Source organism: Pseudoalteromonas sp. LC2018020214 (assembly GCF_016598755.1).
Taxonomy (GTDB): Bacteria; Pseudomonadota; Gammaproteobacteria; order Enterobacterales; family Alteromonadaceae; genus Pseudoalteromonas; species Pseudoalteromonas distincta.
This window is the reverse complement of record NZ_CP066805.1, coordinates 530,396-548,889: the sequence shown is the minus strand read 5'-3', so window position 1 is coordinate 548,889 and position 18,494 is coordinate 530,396. Positions and strand designations below refer to the sequence as shown.

Here is an 18,494-nt window from a genome sequence, read left to right as displayed (position 1 = left end):
AGGGATAAGCTTAAGTTATGTTTTAGATTAACATAAAATAAGATCTCAGATTAAATAATGTCGCGCACTTGTTGTTTAAATGACTTGCCAATTTTAACTGACACGCCTGATGCTAGTTGAACGTTTTCATTACTTAACGCAACAACTTTATTTTTGTTAATAACGTAAGATTTGTGGACTTGAATAAATGAAGTATCAAGTTCCTGCAATATGTATTTGAGAGTACAGCTTGCAAGTAATGCTTTTTCACCTTGCCATACTTTTATATAATTTCCATACGCTTCAAACATGTCTATATCGCTTAATTGAATTTTATGTTTTTCACGATCGATTTTAAGCGTAATAGTCAGAGGTGCCTTGAGATTTAGCGTTATGTGTTTTCTTTTTTTCCGTACTTTATTGAGTGCTTGTTCAAGGCGCTGCGCAGAGACTGGTTTTAGTAGGTAGTCAGTTACGTCAAGTTCAAAACCGGCTAAAGCATATTCTTGATAAGCACTAATAATAATCACTTGTGGTCGATTCGCGAGCACTTTTAGTAATGCAATGCCTGATAGTTCGGGCATGTTTATGTCTAAAAATAACAAATCAATAGATGATGTGGCTAAAGCACATAATGCGTCTTTAGCGTTAAGGTATTGTCCGCTTATATTAATATCTTTATGGGCACTTAAATGATGCAGTATAACGTCATGCGCGAGCGGCTCGTCATCAACAATTATTGTGTTTAGCATGCAGCCAGCTCCAATTTAAGTGTGGTTTGCCAAAGGTTTTTATTTTCATTAATAATTAATGTGTGCTTATTTGGATATAAAAGAGTTAGCCTACGGCGTAAATTGTTAAGTCCCACCCCATGCTCTAAATTGTTATTAGGAAGAATTGGGTTAGAGGAAAATAGCGTTAGTATGTTATCGGCCATGGTGATTTTAAACACAACCGTTACTTTTTGTGACGTGGGCTCTACACCATGCTTTATCGCGTTTTCTAAAATCATTATTAACAGTAGCGGCGAAATTAAATAGTGTTGTTGATATTCAGGCCATTGCACATCAAAGTTGTAGCGCTCAGCGCTTCGCAAACGCTGTAATGCAATAAAACCTTTTAAGTAATTGATTTCTTTTTCTAAACTCACCTGTGCTTTTTGACCTTCGTAAACACTGTAACGCAGTAAATTAGCTAATTGCATAACAAGATCCGGTGCATTATCTGCTTTTTTTAATGTCAGCGCGTAAAGGTTGTTTAATGTATTAAATAAAAAATGAGGGTTAATTTGCTGCTGAAGTAGCTTTAGCTCTGTTTTTGTTTGTTGTTGGGCAATGTTGCTAATTTGAACGTGTTGTTGCTGTCGTTCAAACGCTAAAATAATCGGTGTGCTTATAGCCAAAAACAAAAATACGAACTGATAATTTTCAGGGCTAAAAATATTATTATTACCGCCAGGTGTTAAGTTAGCTATGCCTGAGGGTAAATCGTTAATAGGTAACAGTAGCAAGCACGATGTTAATACAGGTGTAAGTGCAACGAGGCTTATTAAACTTGCAAACAAAAACATCAGTACACCATGATAGGTTAATACATAGCGTATTAATAAATATCTATTTAATAAATACACACCATATACTAATCCGGCACAAACAGTAATTTGCCAAAGGTAACCCAAAAAAGTATCAAACTGTGTGAATACTTTATAAACGTCAATAACAGGCTCAATAGGCTGGTTTAACATAGGATCAGTGTGCGTATTGAGTATGCTTGATGTAACTATTGCCCAACCTAAAAGTACTATAAACACGACTGTATCAAGTGAAAAAAAGGATTTAAGCCATTTATTACTCAACACATTGTTATTTTTATTAGTGCGTTTAGTAATAAGCCATATACCACTTGCAGATGCGCACAGTGTCCAACATTGTGCATCAAGGTATTGCCATTGCGAAAAGTTAAGAAGCTGGTTATTAAATACTAGCAAGAGAGATGGATAGGCTAAAAAGCCTAACAGCCAAACTATGATTGCGGGTGTAAGTAATAAACGATATGCAAACGCATGGGCAATAAAAAATGGAATACACTGTAAAAAAAGTTGAATATTAATAGCCAGATATTGGCTAGTTGAATCCATATGTGATGACAAAAAGCGTATATGAGAGTCGAGCATAATAGCAGCTATTAGCGGTAAAAAAATTATTAGCTGGGTAATGCTAAAGCGTTGCCATATTGGTGTATTGGCTTGCTGCATATGTGACTCCGTTTTTATTATAGTTTCTGAGCAGATACGCTTAGATAAAATTGTCTTTTTATTTTAAACATTACCCTTGCACAATTCACTACGCTGAGCGCGCTAGTTTATCCAAAAATTGTTTCAATCATAATTTATTTTTAAAATAATTATTTTATTTCATATGGTTAGCAACCATTTTAAGCATACTAGGCAGTTTATTTAAATGATGAAAGGTCATATTTAAATGACCAACGTTACTTTTTTATGTTCATCATTTATTTCAATACGTTAACCATTGTTTTCTCGCTTGTATTGACTTGCTTTCTTAAGCTGGTGCTATACCAATTAAGGATGAAACTAATGCTTACACTGAAAAATATCAACAAAAAATACGCAGATGGTACGCAGGCTTTGAATGATGTGACGATCACTCTACCCGCCGGTATGGTCGGTCTACTTGGCCCAAATGGGGCGGGTAAATCAACACTTATGCGCACACTCGCGTGTTTACAAAATGCCGACTCCGGGCATATTAATTTTAATGGCCTTGATGTGATTAGCCAACCAGATGCGCTTAGATCGCAGCTAGGTTATTTACCACAATATTTTGGCGTGTATCCCAATATGAGTTGTCGGGCGTTACTTGAGCATATTGCCGTATTAAAAGGCATAGATGGTAATGCACGCAAAAACCAAATTAATAGTTTACTTGAGCTAACCAATTTGACTCAGTTTGCTAATAAAAAGGTCGTTAATTTTTCGGGAGGAATGAAGCAGCGTTTTGGCGTGGCTCAAGCTTTGTTAGGTAACCCAAAACTAATTATTATGGATGAACCCACTGCTGGGCTTGATCCTGTGGAACGAGAAAGTTTAAATAATTTACTCGTTAGTATTAGTCAAAATAGGTTGGTATTGTTATCGACCCATATTGTTGAAGATGTAGAAAATTTATGTCACTACGTGGCCATTATAGATCAAGGAGTACTCATACAAAGTGGTGACGTAAAAGAGTTACTAGTTCCTTTAGAAGGTAAGATTTGGCAGCTCGAAAGTTTACCTACGGGCATACCAAATCAGCATGTATTAAGTAAGAGCCATCGCTATGGTAGAGCGTCATTTCGTGTCTATACAGACACAGCACCTGCACAAAATGCAATAAACTCGCCCGCTACGCTTCAAGACAAGTACTTTTTTGCACTCAATGAAGGAAGTCACACATGTTAATTTTTAATGAGTGGCGATATGCAGTGCGCCAACCACTTGTTTGGCTGTGCATTATTATTCCTTTAATATTTTCGGTTATGTTGTCCTCTGGGCTTGCAGCAGTTGAAGTTGATTCGTTAAAACAATTTAAGTTAAATATTATAATGCTACAAATGATGCAGTTACCTGTGCTTGTAGGAGTATTGGCGCCCGTTATATTTTTACGAGATCAGCACGCGTCTATGCAGGAGCTTATTTATGCTACGCAAACTAGCCTATTTAAGCGCAGTTTAGCAAGAGTATGTTTACTGATTTGCTTGGTTTTTATTATTAGCTTAATCAGTGTTTTAGTAATGATATACATGCATGTAAGGCAATTTGGCTATATACCAAATATGGTTTCTTTTACTGTATTTAATAGCTTTTTAGTGTTGTTACCAAATAGCTGCTTTTTAGTTGTTGTTGCCTTTTTTGTTTGCCATAAATCAACTACTTCATTACCCAATTATGTTGTTTTTGCGGTGTTGTGGATAGGCTACATAATGCTTGCAAGTATTACCGGAAATCCATTACTTGCTGGAAGTAGTATTATAAGCCATCGCTTTTATACATTATTTGTTTGGCTTGACCCTTTTGCATACACAGCCGTAATAAACAGTTTAACCAATTCATTAGGAGCTTCATTTGCTATTAATCGCGTTGTTGTGAGTATGCTTGCTGTTGGTATTTTTTATATTACTTTTAGTAAAAATAAAAAACACACATTATTAAAGAGTGAAAATGGTAAAAATACTAACGAATACATTCGTTACAACACGTTAGAACCCGCTGAATATAAAACAGCGAAAGTCACAAAAAAACCATTTTTGATGATGGCCAGTTTATACAAAATTACGCTGGTTAATTTGGTTTCACACCCTGTTACTTTACTGATTATTTTTGTTTGGCCGGTGATAGTTTTTAATAGTGTTGCCTCGTCGTCTGGTTATGTTGAACCAATGAGTGTTATGAGCACCACAAGCCTTGATGCGATCAGTTATTATGCATTTGATATGCAATTGTTGTTTGGCACTTTATTAATGGCTTTGTGGAGCTGGCAAGTAAGCTGCTTCGCTAAATACTATAATATAGCTGAGCTGATCGCTGCCACACCGCTCAAAACATATTACTTTTTAAACAGTCAGTTATTGGCCCTAGGTACTATGATATTGTTTTTTTTAACAATGAGCTTATTAGGGGCAAGTGCAGCTCAATGGTTTTTACACAGTGCATATCAATTTGAAGTACATTTAACCATTTTATTTTTGATGGCAATTGTGCTTGCCATTATTGCGTGTGTATTTTTGTGTGTATTTAATTTGTGTCGTTCGCAGCTTATTGCGGGTTTGCTAATTGCTGTTATTTTACTGATCAAATTTACACCGATAATGACTTATCTTGGCCTCACGCATACATTGTGGAGTGTTGGTTGGACGCCTTTGCAGGCACCTGATAACTTTTGGGGTTATCGTGCAAGTATCAGTAGTTATTGGCCTTATATATCAGTTTGGTTAGTGGCGTGTATAAGTTTAGTTATAATTACGGTGATTTTTAATCACCGAGGTGCCGGGTTGAGCCAAAGAGTAATGGGGGTTAAACATTTTTGGTTACTTATACCTTTACTTATTGCTGTGGCACTATTTACTCAATTACATTTAAGACTGGTTGAGGAGAAGCCTTTAACCAACTCGCATAAACGCGAGGCATTTAAAGCACAATACGAAAAAGCATTCTCACAATGGCGCAATGTAGCACAGCCAAACATTGTGCACATTGATGCTAATGTAGACTTTTATCCGCATCAGCAGCAAGCTCATTTTTCCTTAATATATACCTTAAAAAACACCCATCAAGCCCCTATTAAAGAGATATTGGTTGGGCGCTCTGGTTTTTATAAATGGGCCGATATTGAAATCGATGGCGCGCAAAGGGCTAAAAGCTTTCCCTTGCTTAATCAAGCTGTGTTTAAGTTTGAGAATGAAATGCAGCCAGGGGAAATTCGTAAACTAGTTACGCGGTTTGATGTTCATCAAGCTAAGCTTTGGCCAGTAAGAGGCCATCAGATAATAACCCCAGAATTTAGCTATATACGATCAGTGCCTTTATTGCCGACTGTTGGCTATCAAGATAATTATGAATTAACCGATCCTATACTTCGTCAGCAACACGCACTTAAAGTGAAGTCGGTGATTAGACCCACGAAGCTATTTGCTAAAACGGCGAAAGCAAGTACTCATTACCAGTGGCTTACTATGTCGAGTAAAGTGAGTACAACAAGGGGTTATCAGGTTATAACCCAAGGAGAGGAAATATCACGTACCAGCAAAGGTGACCGCGAAATATTTCATTTTGAGACTCGTACACCCATAAATGCAATCCCAGCTTGGGTGGCGGTGCCTTATTCCCCTGTTACCAAGCAGCAAAATGGCGTGATATTAAGCGTGTTTGCTAAAGATAAAAACGAGCCAGCACGAGCGGAGTCTATAGCTGTAAACCTTAGCGCAATGGGCGATACAATAAAATGGCTTAATAATATAAGCCCTTACAGAGCAAAACAATTGAGTTTAATAGGCTCGCCTAGTGTTGGTGCTACAGGTTATGCATTGCCGCAACTTATACTTATTGAAGACAGTGTTGGTTTTAGATCAAAGCCAAGCGCTAATGCAGGCTTTGATCAACGCTATCGCCGTGCAGTTCACGAAACCGCGCATCAATGGTTTGGCCATGATATTGGTAATGGGGTATTTTCAGATAGCGCTTTTTTAGTGGAGTCTATGGCCAAGTATATTGAGCTTGTTGTTATAGAGCAGCGTTATGGGAAAGCGACAATGCAAGAGCTGGTTGAGTATGAAACAACACGCTATGAGCAAAGTATGCTGATGAACATAAAGGAGCGATCAGCCTTAGTTGATGCTACACAAAGCTTTGACCAATATTCGCGAGCAACGATTGTCTTTGCTAAGCTACGCGCTGATATTGGGGATGAACCCATTGTTAATGCGCTCAAGTTGGTTTGGAAAAATCATGGTTATCCAAACAGTCCCGCCAATTCTATGGATTTTATACGAGCATTAAAACATGAAGCTGGAAAAGAACAAGAAAGCTTAATCAACACACTGTTTTTAGAGTAAGTACGTTTAATTTGAACATATATTTAGTAAATCAAAAGCCCTATTATTTTAGGGCTTTTTGTTGCGTGCAGATTATTTTGCATTATTTACCTGCGCTAGTAACTCTATGACTTTTTGTTGACCAAATGTTTGTGCAAATTGCTCTGCTGTTTGACCGGCTTTGTTTTGATGCGCGTTGTCGCAATCAAGTGATACGAGTGTTTTAGCGATACTAAATTCACCTCTAAAAATAGCGGCCATTAGCGCTGTGTTACCACGGTTATCTTCTAAACAGGCATTGGCGCCTAAGTGCAAAAGCGTGTTAACCGTGTTTTTATTGCCATGATAAGTGGCAATCATTAACGCGGTGTAGCCTTTATTGTTGTAGCTGTCGATAGGAATACCGGCATCTACAAATTGCTCTATTACAGCTGTGTCGTTTGTGCGTGCTGCGGCAAAGTAATAAGCAAATAAACTATCGTATTGAGTTTTTGCAGAATGTTGGGTTTCAGATTGCGCACTGGGTGTTTGTGTATCTGATGTATTTTGAGCGTAAACGCTACTGGTAAAGCTCAGAAATAGAGCGACTATAATTAATAAATTACGCATAACAATTGTCTCTTATAAAAGAGGAAGGGGGTTTATTCCTTCCTCATGGTTGTGGTTTAAATAGCTATTTAGTTGGGACTAATTGCTTTTAACTAGTTGCTTATAAGTTAGCGGCTAGTTGTTTAACCATTTTAAGGTCGCCGTTTACAGCTTTAGTTAAGCGTGTACCGTACTCGCTGTCTGCTTTGTAAAAGTGACTAAGCATTTTGTGTTTAACACTGCTGTTTTGCACTTTGCCTAAATCGCCTGCCAGGTTATTAATTAGGTTTGTACGTTCTTGCTTGCTAAAACCACGGTATATAACACCTGCTTGCGCGAAGTTTTGCTGCTTTTTAATCGCGGCTTGTTGTACAAAGCCTTTTAGCTCTGTGTTACTTCTACGTGCAATTGGGTTTTCAGCTACGTTTTCTTGGCTTGGCTGGTAGTTCACATTGCTTGTAGTGTTACCAATATTCATTGCGCCGTCTTGGTTGTAGTTAACCACTTCAACTTTTGCACGGTTAATTGGCAGTTGCTGGTGGTTAGCACCTAGGCGGTACATTTGTGTATCAGCGTAAGAAAACATACGACCTTGTAATAGTCTGTCTTCTGATGGCTCAATACCTGGAATAATGTTTGCCGGTGCCATTGCTACTTGTTCCGTAGATTGGAAGAAGTTAGTTGGCATGCGGTTTAGGGTCATTGTTCCTACTTTAGTTTCTTTAATGTCTAACCACATTTTTGTTGCATCTAATGGGTTGTAATCAAAGTCATCAAGCTGCGACGGATCAAGCGTTTTAATGTATAGATCCCACTTAGGGAAGTTGCCTTTACCAATTTCGCTGTAAAGGTCGCGTGTTAAGTGTTGGAAGTCTTGGCTTTGCACTTTAGCTACTTCTTTTGCGTCAAGGTTATCAATACCTTGTTGGCTTACCCAATGAAACTTAACGTATTTAACATCGCCCGATTTGTTAATCATTTTGTATGCATGTACACCCCAACCGTCCATTTTACGAAGACTTGCTGGTGTACCGTAGTCGCTGTAAACCCACGTTAGCATTTGTGTAGAACCTGGTTCATGCGAGAAAAAGTCAAATACACGGTTAGGATCTTGAATGTTATCAACCGGTGATGGCTTTAAAGAGTGAACCATATCTGGAAATTTAATCGCATCGCGAATAAAGAACACCGGTAAGTTGTTACCTACTAAATCCCAGTTACCTTGGTCTGTGTAAAACTTAGTTGCAAAGCCACGTGGGTCACGCAGTGTTTCTGGGCTGCCTTTTGAGTGAATTACTGATGAAAAACGAACAAATACGTCTGTTTCTTTACCAGCTTGTGTAAACGGTGCTGCAATTGTTAAATCATCTAGCTCTTTTGATGCTACAAACACACCGTGTGCGCCAGTACCACGAGCATGCACAACACGCTCAGGAATACGCTCACGAGCAAAGCGTTGCAGCTTTTGAATTAGTTGCACGTCTTCTAGTAATACACTGCCACGTTCGCCAGCAGTAATTGAATTTTGGTTATCGCCAACAGCTGCGCCGTTATCTTTAGTAAGAGTTGTTGCTGCGCTTGCCGGTAATGCCATTGCAAGTGCCAGTGCAGTTAGTGTTAATTTTGTTTTGTTTATTTGAGTATTCATTGTCGACCTCATCTATTTAAAAGTGCCGGCAGTGGTGCAGGCTGTTAATCTGTTAACGATAGTATTAACTTTATTAACTTCGGTAAAACTGATTAATTAGATTGATGTGATTTGTAAAACAGATGAAATGAATTTGCAGATACACTTTTTACATTAATGTAATTTTTTTACTACGACCTTAGTCGCAATATGCTTTTATAAAATTTATTAAATACAAAGGTTTTTAGTTTTATCTGGCGGTATTTTCACCAAGCTGGTGCGTTTTATACTTACAGTGTGTTGACATATTCGCGCAATAAAGGGAATATGCTCAACCAGTGAGCTTATGCTCATCACTGAGTTGCACTAAAAAGTTGCACAATATTAATCGCGCTTAACTCGTTATACTTAAATTAGCTAAACCAAACAGTGTTAATAAGGTGACAAGATGAATACTAATATTGAGCTAGTGATATTTGATTGTGATGGCGTTGTTATTGATAGCGAAATTTTAAGCGCACAAGTACTCATTAATATGCTTGTTGAAAAAGGCGTTGAGATTGACCGCGCTTATGTACAGCAACACTTTTTAGGCTGCAACTTTAAAACAGTAAGCCAAAAAATAGCGGATGCATTTAATGTCACTCTTCCTGAAAGCTTTGAAGGTGACTACCGCGAGGCACTATTAAACGAATTTGAAACCGGACTAACCACGACTGATGGTATAGAAGACGTACTTAACAATTTAGTTGTGCCTATTTGTATAGCTACTAGCAGTAGCCCAGCACGCACCGCAAAAGCGTTGAGCGTAGTGAGTTTAAGTAAGTACTTTAGCGATACGGTTTTTACCAGCAGCGAAGTTAAGCGTGGTAAACCGGCGCCTGATTTATTTTTACATGCAGCTAAGCAAATGGGTGTAAAGCCAGAGCATTGCTTAGTAATTGAAGACAGTAAAGCCGGCGTAAATGCAGGAATTGACGCCAATATGCAAGTACTGCATTACAGCGGTGGGCAACATATGCAAGGCTCTGTTAATCATGTACACAGTGCTTACCCAAATGTTGATCATTTAACGCATTGGCAAGATTTTTTTAGTGCATACCCTGAACTTAAAAAGCAGTAAACACGCAGCTTTTTAAATACACAAAGTTTTAAACGCGATTTGCTCGCCTTACTCACTGACAGGCAAGCAAACGCAAAATATAAATGTAGATGGTTTTGCTTTACTAAAAATAAAACAAAACGTGGTAAAACATCATGCGTTTATAAACCAAATTATAAAAGGCAAAGTATTTAGGTATTAAATATTTTGCTGTTAACAATAGGAAATACCATGGCAACGAGTCCACACACACAAACATTTAAAGATGTAAACGAAGAGCAACTTCCTGTTGCTAATAATAAGCTTCACGGCTGGAAGCATTTTGCAGGGCTATACGCCGGCGAACATGTTGCGGCTACTGAATTTGTTATTGGTGCAACGTTTGTTGCATTAGGCGCTTCAACCATCGACATTCTACTGGGTTTATTAATAGGTAACCTGTTAGCAATGTGTTCTTGGTGGCTGATTACTGCACCCATTGCAGTAGAAACCCGCTTAAGTTTATATAACTACTTAAACAAAATTGCTGGTAACTCTATGACCAAGCTCTATAACTGGGCTAACGTGGTTATTTTTAGTGTTATATCGGCCGCGATGATCACGGTATCCTCCACCGCCGTGCGGTTTTTGTTTGATATACCTGCGCAACTTGATTGGTATCCAAATAGCTTTTGGTTTGTAGCCATTGTTTTAGCTGTTGGCTCTATTGTTGTATTTGTTGCGATGTATGGCTTTTCTACGGTTGCTGACTTTTCAAAGCTGTGTGCGCCGTGGCTATTTGTTATATTTATTGCAGGCTCGTTCGCGTTATTCCCTGAGCTTTCAAATCACGTATTAGGTTCTACCTCTTTAACTAGCTTTAGCGACTTTATGACCATAGGCGACTCCTCCATATGGACGGGCACCAATGCCGATGGTGAAAAGGGCATTGGCCTATTAGAAGTGATTGGCTTTGCATGGGCTGCTAACTCAATAACTCACTTTGGTTTAATCGACATGGCTATTTTTAGATTTGCTAAACGCAAAAGCTATGGTTTGTTTTCAGGTGTGGGTATGTTTTTTGGTCATTACTTAGCGTGGATCTCTGCCGGTATTATGGGCGCAGGTGTTGCGGTATTACTTAAAACAACTATTTCATCACTTGATCCGGGCGATGTTGCATACCATGCATTAGGTTGGACTGGTTTTGTTATTGTAATTATTGCCGGTTGGACTACAGCTAACGCAAACCTTTACCGTGCAGGCCTTGCAGCACAATCTATATTTGTTAATCAATCACGTGAACGCACAACCGCTATTGTAGGTGTTGTAACCGTAATTATTGCATGTTTCCCGTTTGTATTTTCTCAAATGCTTCCGCTACTTACTTACGCAGGCTTATTAGTTGTACCAGTAGGCGGCATTGTGTTTGCTGAGCATGTGTTATTTCCTAAAATTGGCCTAACACGTTACTGGGCTAAATATAAAAATATTACCCGCAGCGTACCGGCTATAGCATCTTGGGCGTTAGCACTTGTGTTTGGCTTTGGCTTGAACGCAATTGATGTAATGTCGTTTTACTACTTGTTTATTCCTACATGGATTTTCACCATTGTTGTTTACACGCTTTTAGCTAAAAAATACGGCGCTGGTGACGATTACACACAAGAAATTGCAGCAGAAAAGCAAGAGCAACGTGATATTAAAGAATATCAAGCAGCTGAGGCTAAAGACATTCCAAAGCCAGTAATTGACAGCTCTGTATTTACCAAAGTACTTAACGCGGTTTCTACGGTTTCATTGGTTATTATTTTTATATTTGCCAGCCAAGTGATGTTTTTCAGTGAAACTATGAGTATGTACAGCGCTAATAAATCGCAATTCGAAATAGCCTGTTTTATTTGTACTGTTATTTATTTTGTTACTGCGTACTGGTCGTTAAAGCGCCATAAAGTACTCAATACAGCATCGTAATACAGTATCGTAATTTATATTTTATCTTTGTTTAGTAAGGTCACACCATGACACAATACCAACACACTGACGCTCTAGTTACAGGGCTAAACCAACAGAGCTTGGCTCAATTACCAAGCCATGTTGATACACCAACCTACGACCGTAGCGCAGTTAAAGCCGGTATTGTACATATTGGTGTGGGCGGTTTTCATCGTGCTCACCAAGCAGTGTATGTTAACGAGCTTTTAAAAACTCCGGGCTCTGAGCAATGGGGTATATGTGGTGTTGGCCTTTTAGAGGGTAACCGTGGTCTGCGTGATATTTTAAAGCAGCAAGATTACCTTTACACGCTTACTGTTAGACACCCAGACGGTACAATAGATAACAAAGTAATTGGCTCAATGATCGACTTTTTGTTTGCTCCAGAGGACAAACAAGCGGTAATTAATAAGCTAGCGCACAGCGATACTAAAATTGTGTCGCTTACTATTACCGAAGGCGGTTACAACTTTAACCCTGCAACGGGCGAGTTTGATTACAGTAATCCAGATATTATTAACGACATTAATAACCCAAACGACCCAATTACAGCGTTTGGCTACATTACTGCTGCGTTAAAACTTCGTAAAGAGCAAGGCCTAGGCGCGTTTACAGTACAGTCGTGCGATAACATTCAGCACAACGGTAACGTAACACGCAAAATGCTTTTAGCCTTTGCTACAGAGCAAGACAAAGACTTAAGTGAGTGGATTGAGCAAAACGTATCGTTTCCAAATGCGATGGTTGACCGTATTACACCGGTATCTAAAAAGAGTGATATTGATTACGTGGTTGATGCATATGGTGTTAGCGACGAGTGGCCAATTACCTGTGAGTCGTTTACACAATGGGTAATAGAGGACACATTTAGTGACTCTCGTCCAAATTGGGATGTTGTTGGTGCTCAGTTTGTTACTGATGTAACGCCTTATGAAACCATGAAAATACGTTTACTTAATGCAGGGCATTCTGTACTTGGTTTATTAGGTTCAATCCATGGCTACGGCACTATTGACGAAACGGTATCGGATGAATTATTTGCCACATACCTACGTGCTTTTATGGATAAAGAAGTAACGCCAAATCTTGAACCACTTGAAGGCATTGACCTTGAAAGCTACAAAGATACGTTAATAGAGCGATTTGCTAATCCTAATATTAAAGACAGCCTAGCGCGTATCTGTAGTGAAAGCTCAGCTAAACTGCCTAAGTTTTTAATTGCCACAATTAACGAAAACCTAGTACAAGGTCGAGATGTATCACTGGCAACGCTTGTTATTGCTACTTGGTGTTTATACAGCGATAAAGGTTTAACTGAAAACGGCGAGCAACTTGAAATTCAAGATGCTATGCACAAAGAGCTTAATTCTTACGCGCAAGAGACTCAAACTAGCCCGATTGCATTTTTAAAGTTAACGAGCTTGTTTGGTAAGCTTGAGCATAACGAAACGTTTACTGCTGAATATAAAAAGTCGATTGCTGCGTTGTATGCACCTAATAGTAAAATTAAAGCCATTATGCAGGCTGTACTTGATCAAAAGAGTAACTAATTATGAGCATTTTAATTAATCATAAATCAGGCGAAAACGTAAGTGTTAGCTGCTTTGGCGAAGTGCTGTGGGATTGTTTTGATTCAGGTAAACGCTTAGGTGGCGCGCCACTTAATATGTGTGTGCGTATTAACTCACTAGGCATTAAAGCCGACATGATCAGCGCTGTTGGTAACGATGAGTTAGGCGCTGAGTTACTAGGTGAAATTACTAGCAAAGGCGTAAGCTGCGAATACATTGCTATTAATAGTGACAAAAAAACTAGCACGGTTGAGGTAACGCTCGACAGTGGTGGCTCTGCAAGTTATGAAATAGTGGCAGACACTGCGTGGGATAATATAGCGCTTACCGATGAGTTGCTTAGTAAAGTTAAAAGTAGCGATGTATTTGTATTTGGCAGCCTAATTGGGCGAAGCGAAGCGTCTTTAGCTACGTTAAATCAACTCGTTGATGTAGCAAACTTTAAAGTATTTGACGTAAATCTACGTGCACCGCATTACAAGCTAGAAACACTTGTAGATTTAATGAATAAAGCAGACTTTATTAAGTTAAACGATGAAGAGCTATACGAAATTGCAAAAGCGATGGGTTGTAAGTTTCATTCGCTTGAACAAAATTTAGCGTTTATAGCACAGCAAACAAATACCGATTACTTATGTGTGACTAAAGGCAGCCACGGTGCTTTATTAACAATCAAAGGCGAGAATTTTTATAATTCAGGTTATTTAATTAGCGTAATTGACACTGTTGGCGCAGGGGATTCGTTTTTAGGTTCGTTAATTTATCAGCTTTGTAGCAACGACGACGCGCAATATGCCGTTGACTTTGCATGTGCCGTTGGAGCAATGGTCGCCGAAAGTTCTGGTGCAACACCTACTTTAACGCATCAACAAATTAGTGAGTTTATGAACCCACTTTAAAAAAACATTGTGTGTGAAAGCGGTTATACGTAAAAGTTTAACCGCTTTTTTTGTGCCTAAAATAAGACGCAGGCGATAAGTGAGTGTTAAGTGCGCAGGTTGCGTAAATAGTGGCTTATATCGATTATTGTATTAGCTAAACGTCTTATTGTTTGAGGGTTAAAGCTTTGTTATCGTTCGTCGATTATTCACGGATTGAAAAGGCGGGGCGACACACAATGCGCTCTATAACTAAAATACAAAAAGAGAAACGTGCTTTATGATCATCTTTTTTATCTGCCTCACTATTTTAATACTGGGCTATAAGTTTTACAGCCCATTTGTTGAAAAACAAGCCGGTTTGGATTCAACTGCTGACACACCACAAAAACGCTTTAGCGAAGGTGTTGATTACGTAGCTATTCACCCTGTAAGAGCATTTTTAATTCAGTTTTTAAACATTGCTGGCGTAGGCCCAATATTTGGCCCAATTTTAGGTGCTTTATACGGACCAGTTGCACTAGTATGGATTGTACTTGGTAATGTTTTAGGTGGCGCTGTACACGACTTCTTCTCAGGTGTAATGAGTATAAAAGAAGACGGTAAAAGCCTACCAGAAATCGCAGGCCATTATTACAACGTCGTATTTAAAGGCTTTATGCTTGTATTTACTGCCATGCTACTGTTTTTTGTAGGTGTAGTATTTATTATGAGCCCTGCAGGTTTGCTAAGTAACCTTGATTTTTTTGAAGGTACAATACTGGCAAATAATACCTTTTGGGTACTTGCCATTTTAGCGTATTACTTTTTAGCGACCTTGCTACCAATTGATAAAATTATCACTAAGTTTTACCCAATTTTTGGTGCGCTAATGATTGTAATGACAGTGGCAATTGCTATTTCATTACTTATTAATGCGCCGCACTTACCTGTACCAAGTGACTTTTTAGCTTACTTTGAAGCTGACCACGCACATGACTTTTTAGAGCCAAACCCAGATGGACTACCAACATGGCCACTGTTATTTATAACAATCACCTGTGGTGCTATTAGTGGTTTTCACTCTACTCAAGCGCCTATTATTGCGCGTTGTTTAACTAACGAAAAATACGTACGTCCTGTTTATTACGGCGCTATGATGTGTGAAGGTATTGTAGGTTGTGTATGGGCACTTGCTGGTATTGCAGCGTTCCCAGATGGTTACGCGGGCTTAAAAGCATTGCTTGACCAAGGTGGTCCAGGCTTAGTTGTTAACCATGTAGCTAACAGTTACTTAGGCGTATTTGGCGGTATAATGGCAATTATTGCAGTAGCCGTATTCCCAATTACTTCTGGTGATACAGCGTTCCGCTCACTACGTTTAACAGTTGTTGATGCGTTTAATATTCCACAAAGTTTACGTAATCGCTTATTAGTGGCGGTGCCTATACTTGCTATAGCGTACTTTATGACTAAGCTCGATTTCTCATTAATTTGGCGCTACTTTGCATTTTCAAACATGCTGCTTTCTACAAGCGTATTATGGCTTGCCACTAAGTACTTGTTTGACCGTGGTACATTCCATTGGATTGCCAGTGTTCCTGCTGTTATAGCAACTGCGGTAACGGTTTCTTATATTGGTACTGCCGCAATTGGTCTTAACTTATCAAGTGATTTAGGTAAACCTATTGGTGCTGTAGTAACAGTGATTGGCTTAATTGTTTTAGCAATTGTACACTCTAAGCATAAAGTTAAACCAACAGCGGTTTAATAATCACATAAGTTATTTCAAGCATTAAAAAAGCGAGCTATTGATTATCAATAGCTCGCTTTTTTTGTGTACTAAATTTAGGTATTACTGAGTTGCAAGTTCAAAGTAGCTATTATCGTCGAGCGTTTTGCTTATCATCATAGCGCCCTCAAGCAGGCTCACTGTTTGAATAGCTGCTTGAGCGGGGTTAGGCTCACCATTAGCTAAGTGTGCAGCGCTAAGCCATGTTAGGTTTTGATTAAAAAAGCGCTTTACTTCAAGGCGTACTTTATCTGGAAGGCTATCGCTTTCGGCTCCTAGCAAACCACATAAACACATTTTTTTATCGGTTACTAATGCACGTCTAAAAAGCTGTGTGTACACATCAATAGGATTTTTACCGTTTGCTTTAAGCTCGCTTGGCTCGCCTAACGCTGCTAAAAAAGAATCAGTATATTGATGAGCAAGCTCTGCACCTAAATCGGCCTTAGTCGGAAAGTGGTAGTGTACACTGGCGCTTTTAATGCCGACTTCGCAGGCTAGCTCTCTAAAACTAAAATTACTGTACCCGCCAAGGCGCACCTTATTTTCAGCGGCTTTCAATAAAGCTTCTTTTTTACTCATTTTTAATATTTCCTATCTGCAGTAATACCAGTTTTATTAAAAACATGATCATTGTATCGCATTAAATAACTTACTAACTGCGTTAAAAATTATTCATACAGAACAACTGCATGTCATAATTTTCGTCTTTTTCATTGCGCTATATTCTTAGCGCAATAATGGATCACTTATTTAATGCAATTGGTACAGCAAAATTATCGACCAGTAGGTAGTTATTTACAAGTGTTTTTACTTTTAAGCAACTCCATAATTTTATTGTGAATTAAGTTAAATCCTATAAATCAGAAAAATTTAAACGTTGACTTAAATTTAGTTTAATATTATAAATTACCTACCAGTAGGTAGGTTGCTGCTATTAATTCACTTTTAAACAATAAAGATAGAGATTGCTATGAAAATTTATGATGTAGAAAACTTTCCAAACCCACTTCGTGTTCGTATCGCTTTAGCTGAAAAAAATGCCACTTCAAATGTTGAGTTTGTACCTGTTGATTTATTAAATGGTGAACACAGAACAAAAGCCTTCTTAGCTAAAAATCCATTAGCAGGTGTGCCCGTATTAGAGCTAGATGACGGCACGTTTATATCAGAAAGTACCGCTATTACTGAGTATATTGATACCGCATTTGAAGGCCCATCTTTAATGGGTGAAACCGCAAAAGAGCGTGCAGTAATTAACATGATGCAAAAGCGTGCAGAATCTATGGTGCTTGACGCTGTGGCAACTTACTTTCATCATGCAACTGATGGCTTAGGTCCTGAGCTTGAAACATATCAAAATGTGGCTTGGGGTGAAAAACAAGGCGAAAAAGCGCGCCAAGGGTTTAGCTATTTTAATGATGTACTAGCGCAATCGGCGTTTGTTGGCGGCGAGCAGTTTAGTATTGCTGATATTACATTGTATGCTGGGCTGGTATTTGCTGGATTTGCACAAATAGTAATCCCAAATGAGCTTACCCATTTAGTTGCATGGCAAGAAAAAGTAGCAAAACGCCCAAGTGTTGCAGCTTAATTAGGTTATTAATTTAAAATTTAAGTGAAGTTACGCTTAGGAGCCAAATATGAAAATTGCTGCCGATTTTAGTAAACGAGTTGTGGTACATAGCGAATCGCTCCCGTGGGTTGCATCGCCAATGGCGGGCGTTGATAGGCGAGCGCTCGATAGAGTGGGCGACGAAGTTGCTCGCGCAACGACCATTGTTCGTTATGCACCTAGCAGTGAATTTTCGCCGCATGTACATACAGGCGGTGAAGAGTTTGTTGTGCTTGAAGGGGTATTTCAAGATGAGCATGGTGACTTTGCGGCAGGTTCTTATATCCGTAATCCACCGCAATCAAAGCACAAACCGGGATCTGAAAATGGCTGCGTTATATTTGTAAAGTTATGGCAGTTTCAACCAGATGATCGAACGCACGTGCGTTTGCAAACAAACTTGATGCAAAGTACGGTGCATCCTAGTTTCAAAAATATTGCCGTAACCCCTTTATATAAAGACGACTTTGAAGAGGTAAGCTTGCTGCACTTTAAGCCCAACGCCTGCATGGTTATAAACGCAAAAGGCGGAGCTGAGCTGCTAGTACTTGAAGGCTCATTTGATGAGCAAGCCGATACCCTTGTAAAAAACAGTTGGTTAAGAGTGCCTATCAATAGCTCCGTTAACGTTAAAGCGGGAAGTAATGGTGCAAAAGTATGGCTTAAAACGGGTCATTTAACTGATGTAGAAAACCAGATATCTCGCGTACAAAATGCGTAATTGAGTCGTTTATTTGAGACTATTTATTGATCTAGTTCAGGACTAATTAATTTTAGAAGGTGTACTTTTACCACTCAGCC

General features: G+C 38.8%; 14 protein-coding genes. 9 read left to right on the top strand and 5 right to left on the bottom strand.

Features of this window, described 5'->3' with window-relative positions; translation table 11 throughout:
- Positions 1 to 50 precede the first annotated feature (50 nt).
- Positions 51 to 731, bottom strand: coding sequence for a LytR/AlgR family response regulator transcription factor (locus JG479_RS18820; RefSeq protein WP_200220409.1), 681 nt, complete (start codon positions 729 to 731; stop codon positions 51 to 53).
- Entirely contained in the window at positions 725 to 2,233 is a 1,509-nt protein-coding gene (locus JG479_RS18815) for a sensor histidine kinase (protein WP_200220408.1), read from the bottom strand. The genes JG479_RS18820 and JG479_RS18815 overlap by 7 nt, the downstream gene beginning before the upstream one ends.
- A 342-nt stretch (positions 2,234 to 2,575) precedes the next feature.
- On the opposite strand from JG479_RS18815, the gene JG479_RS18810 reads away from it, so the two are divergent.
- Together JG479_RS18810 and JG479_RS18805 are read left to right on the top strand one after the other, a co-directional pair.
- Positions 2,576 to 3,439 (top strand): ABC transporter ATP-binding protein, encoded by an 864-nt coding sequence (locus tag JG479_RS18810; RefSeq protein ID WP_200220407.1) that lies wholly within the window; start codon positions 2,576 to 2,578, stop codon positions 3,437 to 3,439.
- Positions 3,433 to 6,588: a M1 family aminopeptidase gene (locus tag JG479_RS18805; protein ID WP_234047905.1), complete on the top strand. Its 3,156-nt coding sequence runs from the start codon at positions 3,433 to 3,435 to the stop codon at positions 6,586 to 6,588. The genes JG479_RS18810 and JG479_RS18805 overlap by 7 nt, the downstream gene beginning before the upstream one ends.
- A 72-nt stretch (positions 6,589 to 6,660) precedes the next feature.
- Here the strand turns inward: JG479_RS18805 and JG479_RS18800 are convergent, their stop codons facing one another.
- Together JG479_RS18800 and JG479_RS18795 are read right to left on the bottom strand one after the other, a co-directional pair.
- On the bottom strand, positions 6,661 to 7,176 hold the full coding sequence (locus JG479_RS18800) for an ankyrin repeat domain-containing protein (RefSeq protein ID WP_200220406.1): 516 nt from the start codon (positions 7,174 to 7,176) through the stop codon (positions 6,661 to 6,663).
- 100 nt (positions 7,177 to 7,276) lie between these two features.
- Positions 7,277 to 8,803: a catalase gene (locus JG479_RS18795; RefSeq protein ID WP_004334680.1), complete on the bottom strand. Its 1,527-nt coding sequence runs from the start codon at positions 8,801 to 8,803 to the stop codon at positions 7,277 to 7,279.
- A gap of 427 nt (positions 8,804 to 9,230) precedes the next feature.
- On the opposite strand from JG479_RS18795, the gene JG479_RS18790 reads away from it, so the two are divergent.
- The 5 genes from JG479_RS18790 to JG479_RS18770 all read left to right on the top strand — a co-directional run bounded on the left by JG479_RS18790 (position 9,231) and on the right by JG479_RS18770 (position 16,057).
- On the top strand, positions 9,231 to 9,905 hold the full coding sequence (locus JG479_RS18790; RefSeq protein WP_200220405.1) for an HAD family hydrolase: 675 nt from the start codon (positions 9,231 to 9,233) through the stop codon (positions 9,903 to 9,905).
- A 210-nt stretch (positions 9,906 to 10,115) separates the two neighbouring features.
- Positions 10,116 to 11,837, top strand: coding sequence for a purine-cytosine permease family protein (locus JG479_RS18785; protein ID WP_004334683.1), 1,722 nt, complete (start codon positions 10,116 to 10,118; stop codon positions 11,835 to 11,837).
- A gap of 47 nt (positions 11,838 to 11,884) precedes the next feature.
- Positions 11,885 to 13,408, top strand: coding sequence for a mannitol dehydrogenase family protein (locus JG479_RS18780; RefSeq protein WP_039488382.1), 1,524 nt, complete (start codon positions 11,885 to 11,887; stop codon positions 13,406 to 13,408).
- A gap of 2 nt (positions 13,409 to 13,410) precedes the next feature.
- Positions 13,411 to 14,328 (top strand): carbohydrate kinase family protein, encoded by a 918-nt coding sequence (locus JG479_RS18775; RefSeq protein ID WP_007584308.1) that lies wholly within the window; start codon positions 13,411 to 13,413, stop codon positions 14,326 to 14,328.
- A 259-nt stretch (positions 14,329 to 14,587) separates the two neighbouring features.
- Complete coding sequence (locus tag JG479_RS18770; protein WP_004334688.1) at positions 14,588 to 16,057, top strand: carbon starvation CstA family protein; 1,470 nt, start codon at positions 14,588 to 14,590, stop codon at positions 16,055 to 16,057.
- A gap of 84 nt (positions 16,058 to 16,141) precedes the next feature.
- On the opposite strand, the gene JG479_RS18765 is transcribed toward JG479_RS18770, so the two are convergent.
- Positions 16,142 to 16,660, bottom strand: a complete 519-nt coding sequence (locus JG479_RS18765) for a TetR/AcrR family transcriptional regulator (RefSeq protein WP_002960086.1) — start codon at positions 16,658 to 16,660, stop codon at positions 16,142 to 16,144.
- Positions 16,661 to 17,051: 391 nt separating this feature from the next.
- On the opposite strand from JG479_RS18765, the gene JG479_RS18760 reads away from it, so the two are divergent.
- Together JG479_RS18760 and JG479_RS18755 are read left to right on the top strand one after the other, a co-directional pair.
- Positions 17,052 to 17,672, top strand: coding sequence for a glutathione S-transferase family protein (locus tag JG479_RS18760; protein WP_182681513.1), 621 nt, complete (start codon positions 17,052 to 17,054; stop codon positions 17,670 to 17,672).
- 49 nt (positions 17,673 to 17,721) lie between these two features.
- Positions 17,722 to 18,414, top strand: coding sequence for a cupin domain-containing protein (locus JG479_RS18755; protein WP_200220404.1), 693 nt, complete (start codon positions 17,722 to 17,724; stop codon positions 18,412 to 18,414).
- Positions 18,415 to 18,494: the final 80 nt, after the last annotated feature.